Here is a 12,537-nt window from a genome sequence, read left to right on the forward strand (position 1 = left end):
GGCGTCGGCACATAGTCTGAGAAACTCGGAATTCTGCTGCTTGAGCCAGGTCAGAAAGGCGACGATCGCGGTTTGAGCCTGTACCCGTGCCGCCGGTGTCAGGCCGTCGAAAGTGGCGGGCAGTTGGCTCTTCAGGGTACGTTTTGCCGTGTCCCAGCTCGTGTAGAATCGTTCGACGCGCACCTTGTTTTCAAGCCCGAAAGCTTCCACCATCGCATTGGGGTCGTCGGCTCCCAATTCCACGCCTTCGTTTTCCATCCACTCCATGTTGTATTCGAGCTGCTTGCAGGCATCCGCGAACGCCTCATCGGAGACGCTCGGATCGAATTTCATCAGCGTCTCCGGCCATTTCTCGAAGAAGGTGAATCTCCAGCGCGAGGCCAGCGTGAGCGCAATGAGAAGCAGGGACGACTGGCGGTTGCCGATGAACTTGCGGTCGAAGGTTTCCACCAGCAAGACGTAGAATATACGCTTGCCGTTGAAGAACAACTTGTACCGCGTCAGAATCGCCCGATAAATCCGGCCGTCTCCGGCGCCCTTGAATGTCACGTCTTCCGGCTCCGGTAATTTCAAGGCAGCTGCCCGGGCAATATTGATTTCCAGTTTATCCATCCAGGGGATATTCGGGCGCGTCGGCTCGCGCAGCGCCGTTCGCATATCCCCCCAAGTGATCTGCGGAGCCTGATTTGAACTTAGACTGAGCGGCAGATTAAGTCCCAGAATATTGAACGCACGGCTAGTCCCGACTAATACCGAATTTTCCGGAATTCGGGTGAAATCCGGTGTGATCGACGGATCGATCGTGATCTCGAAGCTTGCCTGCACCGGCGTCTCTGATTTCACATCGTTCTTGCGAGCATTCTCGAAAGCGTCGCAGATCGCCTTGGCGGCCATGGCGATGTCGACCGGGTATTCGATTGGATTGTCCGCGGGCGTGTAAAGATTTTTCGTGGTGCAGAAACTCTGGAGAAACTGGCCGACCGGACTGTTCCACCAGCGCTTCATCTCCTGCCCCGAACCGTTTGGGACGACGGTGGGATCGGGGCCGACAGGTGCGGTCTGGTAGCCATCCAGCACGCCCGGAAGCTTGCTTTGGTCAACATCATGAAGGCAGATGATCGGCCTCTGGCCGGGATTGATCGAACTGAACAGGCCGATCTCGAAGCCGCAATAGACGCTTTGGTGGCCAGTGAAGATGACGATCAGCCAATCCGCGTCTTGCAATGCTGCCCGAATAATGGGGCCGTATGGCTGGCCGGGCTGTCCGATGCTCTTGGTATCCAGAAAGCTTTTGAGGAACGCCTTGCCTTTTCCCTTTTGGGCCAAATAAGTCAGCTGCGTCTCAAGGGCGTCTGCAATGATGAGGTCCACATGCGCGTAACTCACAAAAGCATGGGTAATAGCTTCTGGTTCAGGCATCTTGTTACCTGCTGAAAATCCCGGCTCAAAAAAATCCGGTTCACGAAAAGTCCGCGTCGTCCGAACTGCGAATGCGATACCAATCTCAGCTATAAGGTTGAATTGAATTAAAAACGCAACTATCACATTAGCAGCAAATTGCAACATGGGTCAGATTTTTTTGCGCCTGCCGGTGCAGCGGCGACACTCGTTTCCGATGGCCGTCGGTAGCGGAGAGACGACTCGCCAGAGGACGGCTTTTGCGCGCCTGACCCGCCTCGCTGGAAACCTCATTGGGCCCGGGCAAACCGCGCCACCAGTTCGACATGCGGGGTATGGCGGAACTGGTCGACCGGCGTCACCGCCTCGAGCCGGTAACCGCCATCGGCAAGGATCCGGGCGTCGCGCGCGAATGTCGCGATGTTGCATGACACCGCAACCACCACGGGGACTTTGCCGGCCGCGAGCTGCTGGACCTGCGCCTGCGCGCCCTGTCGTGGCGGATCGAACACGACCACCTCGTAATCGCGCAGTTCCTGCGGCATCAGCGGCCGCCTGAACAGGTCGCGCATATCGGCCTTGACCGGCTTTAATCCCGCGGTCGCCTGGGCTGCCTTGTGCAGCGCCGTGACCGCGCCCGCATCACTGTCGAATGCCGCAATCTTCGACTTCGCCGCCAACCTCAGGGCAAAAGGCCCGACGCCGCAAAACAGATCGGCGATGTGTTTTGCGCTTCTGCAGTGTGCGATCACCAGCGCCGCCAGCGCCTCCTCTCCGGCGAGTGTGGCCTGCAGGAACGATCCCGGCGGCAGGGTCAGCTGTGCCGCGCCGATCCTGATCGTCGGGGCGTTTCGCATCAGCACCAGTTCGCCATGGCGCGTCAGCCTTGCCAGGCGGTGTTCTTCGGCAACGCGCGACAGCCTGGCGATGGTGGCCGCCGGCAGCGGCCCCGATCCGCGCACGTCGACATCGAGGCCACTGTCGGTTGCGGTGATCTGGATATCGAGCGGCTTTGCGGCCGATATCAGCGGCTCGGCAAGTGCCCACGCCGCATCCAGCGCGCCGTGCAATCCAGGCTCGAGAACGGGACAGCGGTCGACCGCAATGATGTCGTGCGAACCCGCCGCCGCAAAGCCCACCTTGAGCACTTCGTGGGTGCCCATGCGGGCGTGCACGGTGATCCGCCGCCGGCCCAGGCCATGGGCGTCGATCAGCGGATCGACTTCGCAAGGGATCCTCGCCTGCGCCAGCGCCTCGACCACGAGCTCGCGTTTCCAGGCGCGGTAGGGTTCGGCGTCCCAATGCTGGATCGCGCACCCTCCGCAAACCGTAAAATGCGGGCAAAACGGCTTGACCCGTTGCGGGCTCGCACGCTCGATCTGCAACAGGCGGCGGCGGTCGGGATGGCCCGGCACCGGCGCCACCTCGACGGTCTCGCCGCCGAGCGTGTAAGGCACATAGACCGGCGGCCCATCGGCAAGCGCTATGCCGTCGCCGAGATGGCCGACGTGATCGACGACCAGACGCTCAGCCACGGCGCGCGCCGATGAAGAATTCGAGGTTGCCGTCGCCGCCCGGGATCGACGACGGAAACACCTTGATCGCGGTGCACCCCTGCAAGGTTGCGAACGCCGCGATGTCATCGCAAACCTGCTGGCGCACCCCGGGATCGCGAATGATGCCGCGCTTGAGATGCTTTCGCGGCGCTTCGAATTGCGGCTTGATCAGTGCCAGCAGATGCATCGGCGCCGCCGCCAGCGCCAGTGCAACCGGCAGCACGGCCTTCAATGAGATGAAACTGACGTCGATGACGACGATATCCGGCCGCATCGGCAGGCGCTTGCCCTCAAAACTGCGGATGTCGGTTTCCTCCATTGAAACGATCCTGGGATGGCCTTGCAGCGAGGGATGCAGCTGTTGGCGTCCGACATCGATGGAAAACACCAGGCTGGCGCCGCTCGCGAGCAAGACCTCGGTGAAACCGCCGGTCGATGCGCCGACATCGAGACAGACGTGCCCCTCGACATCGATCGGGTATTGCTCCAGCGCGCCCGCAAGCTTGACGCCGCCCCGCGAGACAAAGGGATGCGCCGGCTGCGCCTGCAGCACGGCGTCGACGGCAATGCTCTCGGATGGTTTTGACACCGGCTTGTCGTTGGCCGATACCAGCCCGGCTTCGATCGCGGCCCGCGCCCGGGCCCGGCTCTCGAACAGGCCGCGTTCGACCAGCAACACGTCCGCGCGCTTGCGGGGAGGGGGCATCGTCGCGACTTCGGGCTATAGGCGGCCAAGGCTTGCCGAGTGCCGCCTCAGGCGAGCTTCACCGTTTCGATCTTGAAATCCTTGCCGAGCGCCTCGAACACCTTGGCGACGATGCCCTTGGCGTCGAGGCCGGCGCGGGCGTACATCGCGGCCGGCGAGTCGTGGTCGAGAAACACGTCGGGCAGCACCATCGCACGCATCCTTAACCCGCCATCGAGCATGCCGTGCTCGGCCAGGGTCTGCATGACGTGGGAACCGAAACCGCCGATCGCCCCCTCCTCGATGGTGAGCAGGATTTCGTGCTCGCGGGCGAGTTTGAGGATCATGTCGACGTCGAGCGGCTTCATGAAACGCGCGTCGGCGATGGTGGTGGACAGCCCATGAGCGGCCAATTCGTCGGCGGCCTTCTCGCATTCGGCCAGACGCGTGCCGAACGACAGCAAGGCGATCTTGGTGCCTTGGCGAATGATACGGCCCTTGCCGATCTCGAGCGGAATGCCGGTTTCGGGCATGTCGACGCCGCGGCCTTCGCCGCGCGGATAGCGTAGCGCGCTCGGACGGTCATTGATCGCGACCTGGGTCGCGACCATGTGCACCAACTCGGCCTCGTCGGAGGCCGCCATGATGACAAAATTGGGCAGGCAGCCGAGATAGGCATTGTCGAACGAGCCGGCATGGGTGGCGCCGTCGGCCCCGACCAGGCCGGCGCGGTCGATCGCAAAGCGCACCGGCAGGCTCTGGATTGCCACGTCGTGCACGACCTGGTCATAACCGCGCTGGAGGAAGGTCGAATAGATCGCGCAGAACGGCTTGTAGCCCTCGGTCGCCAGACCGGCGGCGAATGTCACGGCATGCTGCTCGGCGATGCCGACGTCGAAGGTGCGCGTGGGAAATGCCTTGGCGAATATGTCGATACCGGTGCCGGACGGCATCGCCGCGGTGATGCCGATGATCTTGTCATCCCTCTCGGCTTCCTTGACGAGGCTCTGGCCGAAGACGCTGGTATAGGCCGGGGCGTTCGGCTTGGCCTTGGCCTGGGCGCCGGTCGCCACATCGAACTTGGCCACGGCGTGATATTTGTCGGCGGAGGCCTCAGCCGGGCCGTAGCCTTTGCCCTTTTGCGTGACGACGTGGACCAGGATCGGGCCGGTTTCCATGTCGCGGACGTTCCTCAAAACCGGCAGCAGGTGGTCGAGATTGTGGCCGTCGATTGGGCCCACATAGTAGAAGCCGAGTTCCTCGAACAGCGTGCCGCCGCCGACCATGAAACCGCGGGAATATTCCTCGACGCGGTTGGCGCGATCGGCGATGACTTTCGGAAGGTGTTTGCCGAGCTGCTTGGCGGCCTCGCGCAGCGAGCGATAGGTCTTGCCCGAATAGAGCCGCGACAGGTAGGCCGACATCGCGCCGACCGGCGGCGCGATCGACATGTCGTTGTCGTTGAGGATCACGATCAGCCGGGAGTTCATGGCGCCGGCATTGTTCATGGCCTCATAAGCCATGCCCGCCGACATCGCGCCATCCCCGATCACGGCGATCACATTGTTCTTGCGACCGGAGAGGTCGCGCGCCACCGCCATGCCCAGCGCGGCCGAGATCGAAGTCGAGGAGTGGGCGGCGCCGAACGGATCGTAGTCGCTTTCGGTTCGCTTGGTGAAGCCGGACAGGCCGCCGCCGGTGCGCAGGGTGCGGATGCGGTCGCGACGCCCGGTGAGAATTTTGTGCGGATAGGCCTGATGGCCGACGTCCCAGACCAGGCGATCGCGCGGGGTATCGAAGATGTAGTGCAGGGCCGTCGTCAGTTCGACGACGCCGAGGCCGGCGCCGAAATGGCCGCCGGTAACCGAGACGGCATCGATGGTTTCCTGGCGCAGCTCGTCGGCGACTTGCCGGACCTGTTCCACCTTGAGCCGCCGTAAATCCTGCGGGGTGCGGATGGTGTCGAGAAGCGGCGTTTTACTAAATACGGTCACGGCGATATTCCACTTTTGCTTGTCGGGACAAGCGGCCCAACGTGAGATGAATTGCACGATAAAGCGCAGCGATAACCCAGACGCCGGATGTCACCTGAGTAGGCCGAAGCCTGATTTGTGAGCCTGGTCGCGCTCCGGATCGGTCAATGTGATATGCATCACCTTCAGCGGTTTCATCCTCTCAACATTTTTAGTAGCTATTTGAAGTACTTGCCACCCCGGCCCAGCTCCGGCAGGTTGCCCCCAACAGCCCATAATCTCCCAGAGCTTTATACCAGAGCGGCGCCTAAAGCCAACCCGGCGAGGGATAATGGACAGGTTGCAGCAAGCGGCGGTTTCAACCTCTTCGCCGTGCCGACGGTTCCATCTCGCCCAAATCGACGGCATCCGCGCGGCTGGCGGCCGAAGCTTCGAGCCTTTTCCAAGCCCATTCGCGCGCGGCGGCGTCGCCGGTTGCAACTGCCAGCGCCGCCTCGGGACGCGCCATGCGCTCGCTCAGCGGAATTGGCCCGCACACGATCATGAAAAAATCGTAGGCGTGCGGCCGCTCATTGGCCATGACGAACTGGAAATGGACCCGAAAGAACTTCCAGCGAAACAGGTTGTAGTGCTCCGGCTTGATGATTTCACGGAACCGGACCGGCACGATGGTTGGGTTGCGCCGCATGGCGCCGACGTCGATGCCGTGGCCGGCGACGGGATCGAACGGGTAGAAATTCATCACATCCTTGCGCGACTGACAGTCGATCCAGTCGATCGAGGGTTCGACCGCAAGCAGGCGAAGGTGATCGCGAAAATCACGCGACACGGCATGAAACCCGACGATCGGAAAATTGCCGCCGATTGTCAAAAGCACAATGCGGGGGCCGTGCCGCCCCAGCGAGGGATCGAGCTTGAGCGCGCGCGCCAGAATCTCGGCTCCCAGGAACGAGCCCGAACTGTGGCCGACGACGACGATTTCCTCGGCGTCGCTGCTGCGTGCGACGGTTGCGAGGTACTGGGCAAAACGCTCGATTCGCACGTCCCATTGCGGCCGCCGCCGGTGCGAGAATTCCCAGGTCCAGATCGTGTCCGAGAGCAGATAAAGCAGATAGGTCAGGTTTTCCGTGTATTTCAGCAGGGTGCCGAGCGCGGCGACGAACAGGGCTGCCGCCGCGGCGATGCTATACAGGTGGGGAACACCCAGAGCTTGCAGCCCCTTGCCGAAGGCGAAGGCGATGCCGAGGGACGCCAGGGCTTCAACGAACAGCAGGAAATGCGGGTAGCTGATAAAGGTCGCGAACCGCCAATGCGCCTTCCAGAATCGCGCCAGCGTGCCGCCGAACACCAGCCGCCAGTAGATCCACATGGCGTGGAACACCGTATGCCAGATCGGCGCGGCAAGATCGCGCTGGATCAGGTCTTCCCAGCGCAGAAAATCGTAGCTGGTACGGGTCTGCCAGTCCCCCGCCTTGGTTTCGATGGTCCAGGACGCGGTTTCGCCGTCAGGCGCTACCTGCGGCCGGGTGATCGTGGCGTCGAGCTGATACAACCGGCCAAACTTCCGCAGTTCGGTTCGGAACATGCGATAGTACTGCGCGAGGCCGCGCGGATCGTATCCCTGCACATAGATGATGTGGCGGTGCTGAACTCGCACGTACTGGTGATCCCTGGACTGACGGCGGGACTATATCAGGCCGCGTAACGCGCCAAGAGCTAATTCAGCCCTTTTCGGGGTCGCCTGGTGGGGGATTCGCCTAATGTTCTTAACTGTTGCCGTGGCGCGACGTGCATTTGCAACCCGAAACGGACGGTTGGTCACTGAACGTCCAGCGGCTCGGTACCGGTAACCTGGCCTGAGGCGTCGGTCGTGATCTTGTCAACCCGCGCTTCTGCCTGCCGCAGCAGTTCCTCGCATCGCCGCTTCAGGGACTCGCCGCGCTCGTAAATGGCAACCGATTCTTCCAGCGGCACCTTGCCGTCCTCAAGCCGCTTGACGATCGATTCAAGTTCCTCGAGCGCGCGCTCGAAGCTCAGCTTCTTGACGTCGATTGGGGTGTTTTCGGCCATGTTGCTTTCCACAGATGCGCCCGATCGCGGACGCATTAAGGATTTAAGGGCGCAGGGTGGTCGGAGTTCAAGCGCCCATCAGTGCGGTGACGTGTTCGGCGACCGACTCTTTCAAGCCTTGCAGATCATAACCGCCCTCGAGCACCGAGACAATTCGGCCGCCGGCGCAGGTTTCGGCGAGGTCCATCAGTTTGCGCGTCACCCAGCCGAAATCCTCCGCAGTGAGATTGAGCGACGCCAGCGGATCCCGAAAGTGGCCATCAAATCCGGCGGAGATGATGATCAGCTCCGGGCCGAATTTCGCCAGCTGCGGCAGGATGATGTTTTCGAAGGCGGCGCGGAATTTGCCGCTGCCGTCTTCCGACGCCAGCGGCGCGTTGACAATGGTGTCGTGCTCGCCGCGCTCGCCGCTGGCGCCGGTGCCGGGAAACAGCGGCATCTGGTGCGTCGAGCAATACATCACCGTCGGATCGGCCCAGAAAATATCCTGTGTGCCGTTGCCGTGGTGGACGTCGAAATCGACCACGGCGGCGCGGCCGATACCGTATTTGCGCTGGGCATGACGCGCGGCAATGGCCGCATTGTCGAAGAAGCAAAAACCCATCGGCTTGTTGATTTCAGCGTGATGGCCCGGCGGGCGGATCGCGACGAAGGCGTTATGGTGAACGCCCGACATGACCGCGTCGGTAGCCGCGACCGCGCCGCCGACCCCGCGCATGACAGCCTCCCAGGTGCCTGGCGACATCGAGGTATCGCCGTCGAGGTAGATCAGGCCGCTCGACGGGGCGATATGCCGGAGTTCCGTGACATAATTTTCATTGTGACAGAGCGTGACCTGATCCAGGCTGCCTTTTGGCGCCTCGCCGCGGATCAGCTGGTCGAAACGCGCTTCCGCCAGCACCTGATTGACCGCGCGCAGCCGTTCGGCCCGTTCCGGATGGCCCGGCGGCGTGGCGTGGTCGAGACTTGCCTGGTGGCCGAGAAGAAGCGTCGTCATGAAAGGACCCCAGCGCGTGAACCGCGCTTTTCGAGAACGGGGCGATCTTAAGGGGTTAGCGGCCGCCCGGAAAGGGCTGCGCTACGCATAAGACCGGATAAGGCCTTGGATTTCAGTTCGATCGCAGGATGCGTTCGGCTGCCACGGGTACGATCGGGCTATGGGCCTGGAAGTAGGCGAGGAGGGCGTCGGCGTCATAGACGCCGAATTGCTGCGCAGTCCCTTGCTTCAGCACCGTAAAGCCATCGCCGCCGACCGCGAGATAATTGTTCACCGTGATGCGGTAGCGCGCGGCGGGATCGATGGGCTGCCCGTCAAGCCGCATGCGCTCGGCGATGACGCGGTCGCCTGAGGGCCTGGCGCCGTCCCACGCATAGCTGAACCCCCGGGAGACCTGAAGTATCCGCGGCCGGTTCGGATCGAGCCATTGCTGTTCGAGCAGCTGCTTGATCTGCATTCCCGTCAGCGTCAGCGTCACCAGTTGATTGCGGAACGGCTGGCTGGCGAACAGGTCGGCATAGGTCACCTGACCGGTTTCCTGCTTCGTGATATCGGTGCGGATGCCGCCCGGATTGGTCAATGCGATGACCGCTCCGCCGTTCTTGCCGGCGCTGGTGGCGGCGAGCTGGGCGTCGGCGATGATATCTCCGAGCGTGCTTTCGCCGGCTTCGTTGGGTGTGCGTGACAGCGTTTGCGTGATCGATCCGGCGGCGCGGTTGGCGATCGGCGCGGCGAATTTGTCGTAGGATTGAAGCAGCGCGGTCTGTTCGGGATCCCTGGATAAGAGGCCGGTGCGGACGATGACGTTGTCGGCTTTGGCACTGACGACATCGCGGGTTACGGGATCGAGCTTCAGATCGATCGTGGTGACGATGGTACCGAATTTGTCGCCTGAGGTGACCAGCCGTCCGTCGATCTCGCAGACATAGGCCTGATGGGTGTGGCCGCTGATCACCACGTCGACGGCGCGATCGAACTTCCCGACGATATCGACGATGGCGCCTGAAATGCCCGGACACTCGTTGTAATCGCCTGTGGGATAGCCGCCTTCGTGGATCAATACCACGATGGCCTCGACGCCGCGCGCCCTCAGCTCCGGCACCAGCGCGTTCACGGTGTCGGCCTCGTCGCGGAATTCCAGGCCGGCGATACCTTCCGGAGAAACGATATCGGCCGTGCCTTTCAGGGTCAGGCCGATGAAGGCGACCGCAATGCCCTGGAATTCCCGGATTTCGTAAGGCGGAAATATCGTCTTGCCGGTATCCTTGTCGAAGGTCGAGGCCGCAAGGTAGTGGAACCTGGCTCCCGTAAAGGGATGCGGTCCCTGGCATTTGTCGACCGGATGGCAGCCGCCATTCTGCATCCGCAGCAGTTCGTCCTTGCCTTCGTCGAATTCGTGATTGCCGACCGAGGCGATCTCAAGCCCCATCATCGACAGCGATTCGATCGTCGGCTCGTCATGAAACATCGCCGACAGCAATGGACTGGCGCCGATCAAATCGCCGGCCGCGACGAAGATCGTATTGCCGGTTCCCCGCCGGAGCTCTTTGACCAGCGTTGCCATGCTCTCGGCGCCGCCGGCCGGCACCACGATCTTTTTGGTCTTGTCGGCGGGATCTGCGATCCTGATCCCGCCGGCGGGCGGCCGCAAATTGCCGTGGAAGTCGTTGATGGCCAGGATCCGCAACTCGACCGGCGCGGCCTGAGCCTCTGCGCGCGAGCCCGGGTCGGCCGCGACCATCAGCATCGCCGCGGCGAGGACAGGCGAAAGCAAAACTTTCATGGGCTGACAATAGCGTGCCTGCGCAACAATTTCACGAAGCTTCGGCAAACAGGCGGCGAACGTGCCGCTGGCGCGTCTTCGGCGCATATCCTACATCATGCCCACGGCGTCCCAAACCGGCCCCGCCGGTTCTTGTGAGGTGAACGGAATGACGCGCGAGGAACACATGATGCAGTTGACGGGGATCCACCATCTGACCGCGATTTCCGCGAAACCGCGGCAAAATCTGGCATTTTATACCGGCCAGCTCGGCATGCGGCTGGTCAAGAAGACGGTCAATCAGGACGATGTCAGCGCCTATCATCTGTTCTACGCCGACGGCCGGGCCAATCCCGGCACCGACCTCACCTTCTTCGATTTTCCCGCCGCCCCCGAGCAGCGCGGAACCAACAGCATTTCCCGCACCGGACTGCGCGTCGCCGGTGAAGAGAGTCTCGGTTACTGGAGGGACCGGCTGAAGCAAGCGGGCGGCCCCACCGGCGAGATCGTGGAAGTCGACGGCCGGCTGACGCTGCCGTTCGAGGATGGCGAAGGCCAGCGGCTGGTGCTGGTCGATGACGGCGGGGCCGGTTCGGCGTCGCCATGGGAGAAGAGTCCGGTGCCATCGGAGCACCAGATACGCGGCCTCGGCCCGATCGTGCTCGATGTGCACGATCTGGCGCGGACCTCGATGCTGCTGACCGCTGTCATGAACATGCGCCATGTGCGCGATTACGCCGCTCCGGATGCGCCCGCGCAGGTTCAGGTGTTCGCGATGGGCGAGGGCGGCCCTGCCGCCGAACTGCATGTCGTCGAGCAGAAGAATTCGCCGCCGGCCCGCCAGGGTGCCGGCGGCGTGCATCACGTCGCGTTTCGCACCCCCGACGAGGAACAATACCATGCCTGGACCCGGCGCCTGAGTGAGCTCGGCATTCCCAACAGCGGCGAGATCGACCGCTTCTATTTTCGCAGCCTTTATTTCCGCGAGCCGAACGGCATCCTGTTCGAGATCGCGACCGACGGCCCCGGTTTTGCCACCGACGAGCCGATGGAAACGCTCGGCGAAAAACTGGCGCTGCCGCCCTTCCTGGAGCCGCGCCGCGCCGAGATCGAGGCCGGGCTGAAGCCGATCGGGTAGGCGAAAGAGGGCGACCACAAGGGTCGCCCCTACGGATCGATATGGCGTAGGGGCGCCCCTTGTGGGCGCCCTGTTTCAACGCCCTTCCTACGAACTGATTCACTTTTCAAACAGCCACGAGCATCATTTCAATTTTCGTCATGGCCGGGCGAGGCCCGGCCATCCACGTCTTCCGGGCATGACGAAATCCGTCAGCCCGGGCATGACGAGCAAAATCCAGACACACGTAAACGCCCCGCGGTGCGATGCACCCGGGCTTTTGCTGGAACGTCCCGCCCTCGAGATAACAGAGGGCGCGGGGAATGCCGCGATGCCCAGAGGCACCCGCGGCCTCGCGTGCAAGAAAACGGCCGACGCACACGAGTAACAGCGAGGCACCGGATCATCCGGCATTCCCCACACAACCCCGGCGAGATAGCTCTCTTGCCACCGTCGCCTTCGGATTAAGGTTGTGTCCGACCCGGTTGAGCCGAACGCATCCTCCGAAGACTTGACACCAGCTTTGGGTGCCAGGACCACACGTTTTCCCCGTACGCTGCAGCGCCGTCGTCTAGCCTACGAGGTATTCGCTCACGCTTGGCATAACGCCCCCCGCCCTGCGAACCGTCGCACGCCTAACGCTGCCGCGTCCACCGCATCTCATCCCGCGTTTCATGACGATCGCGATACGCCCCTCTGTGTGGGATAAGATGACGCGCTTATAGCGCGATTCGAACATAAAGGAAACGGAAATATTTTTCACTTGGGCTATTGACAGCGCCGAAACACCAGATCTAGCCGGTCGGGCCATCGACTTTCGGGATACAGCTTCGGTAGTACTACTGGATCAGAAATTCCGCTGCTTGTTCTCGGCGCGGCGCATTTCCAGAAGGAGGTCGCCGCCATGCTCGGACGCCGCGTGATCCCGGGTCAGGCCGGACGGCCGCCGCCCAAAGACACCGAACGCGCCAGCGCAGGG

The 12,537-nt window shown here is 62.5% G+C and carries 9 protein-coding genes; 1 reads left to right on the forward strand and 8 read right to left on the reverse strand.

Going from position 1 to position 12,537, the window contains the following annotated elements; genetic code table 11:
- The 8 genes from ABSG20_RS18235 to ABSG20_RS18270 form a co-directional block, all read right to left on the reverse strand.
- Nucleotides 1–1,566, reverse strand: a 1,566-nt coding sequence (locus ABSG20_RS18235; RefSeq protein ID WP_423865907.1) for a toll/interleukin-1 receptor domain-containing protein, incomplete at its 3' end; no start/stop codon positions are given.
- A 122-nt stretch (nt 1,567–1,688) separates the two neighbouring features.
- Nucleotides 1,689–2,933: a class I SAM-dependent RNA methyltransferase gene (locus ABSG20_RS18240; RefSeq protein WP_423865908.1), complete on the reverse strand. Its 1,245-nt coding sequence runs from the start codon at nt 2,931–2,933 to the stop codon at nt 1,689–1,691.
- On the reverse strand, nt 2,926–3,660 hold the full coding sequence (locus ABSG20_RS18245; RefSeq protein ID WP_423865909.1) for a TlyA family RNA methyltransferase: 735 nt from the start codon (nt 3,658–3,660) through the stop codon (nt 2,926–2,928). The genes ABSG20_RS18240 and ABSG20_RS18245 overlap by 8 nt, the downstream gene beginning before the upstream one ends.
- 47 nt (nt 3,661–3,707) lie before the next feature.
- Nucleotides 3,708–5,633: a 1-deoxy-D-xylulose-5-phosphate synthase gene (dxs, locus tag ABSG20_RS18250; protein ID WP_423865910.1), complete on the reverse strand. Its 1,926-nt coding sequence runs from the start codon at nt 5,631–5,633 to the stop codon at nt 3,708–3,710.
- Nucleotides 5,634–5,970: 337 nt separating this feature from the next.
- Nucleotides 5,971–7,269, reverse strand: a complete 1,299-nt coding sequence (locus ABSG20_RS18255) for a hypothetical protein (protein WP_423865911.1) — start codon at nt 7,267–7,269, stop codon at nt 5,971–5,973.
- Between the two features lie 161 nt (nt 7,270–7,430).
- Complete coding sequence (locus ABSG20_RS18260; protein WP_423865912.1) at nt 7,431–7,682, reverse strand: exodeoxyribonuclease VII small subunit; 252 nt, start codon at nt 7,680–7,682, stop codon at nt 7,431–7,433.
- A gap of 67 nt (nt 7,683–7,749) precedes the next feature.
- Nucleotides 7,750–8,679, reverse strand: a complete 930-nt coding sequence (locus ABSG20_RS18265; protein ID WP_423865913.1) for a histone deacetylase family protein — start codon at nt 8,677–8,679, stop codon at nt 7,750–7,752.
- A gap of 112 nt (nt 8,680–8,791) precedes the next feature.
- Entirely contained in the window at nt 8,792–10,426 is a 1,635-nt protein-coding gene (locus tag ABSG20_RS18270) for a bifunctional metallophosphatase/5'-nucleotidase (RefSeq protein WP_423865914.1), read from the reverse strand.
- A gap of 205 nt (nt 10,427–10,631) precedes the next feature.
- Between ABSG20_RS18270 and ABSG20_RS18275 the strand changes: the two genes are divergently transcribed.
- Nucleotides 10,632–11,579, forward strand: a complete 948-nt coding sequence (locus ABSG20_RS18275) for a ring-cleaving dioxygenase (RefSeq protein ID WP_423865915.1) — start codon at nt 10,632–10,634, stop codon at nt 11,577–11,579.
- The last annotated feature ends 958 nt before the right edge of the window (nt 11,580–12,537 follow it).

Source organism: Bradyrhizobium sp. (assembly GCF_049512235.1).
Classification (GTDB): Bacteria; Pseudomonadota; Alphaproteobacteria; order Rhizobiales; family Xanthobacteraceae; genus Bradyrhizobium.

Bases quoted from the DNA above. Each gene is read 5' to 3' on its own strand.
- ABSG20_RS18245 (WP_423865909.1), bottom strand. From the start codon at position 3,660: ATGCCCCCTCCCCGCAAGCGCGCGGACGTGTTGCTGGTCGAACGCGGC.
- ABSG20_RS18275 (WP_423865915.1), top strand. From the start codon at position 10,632: ATGCAGTTGACGGGGATCCACCATCTGACCGCGATTTCCGCGAAACCG.
- ABSG20_RS18260 (WP_423865912.1), bottom strand. From the start codon at position 7,682: ATGGCCGAAAACACCCCAATCGACGTCAAGAAGCTGAGCTTCGAGCGC.
- ABSG20_RS18265 (WP_423865913.1), bottom strand. From the start codon at position 8,679: ATGACGACGCTTCTTCTCGGCCACCAGGCAAGTCTCGACCACGCCACG.
- ABSG20_RS18270 (WP_423865914.1), bottom strand. From the start codon at position 10,426: ATGCTGATGGTCGCGGCCGACCCGGGCTCGCGCGCAGAGGCTCAGGCC.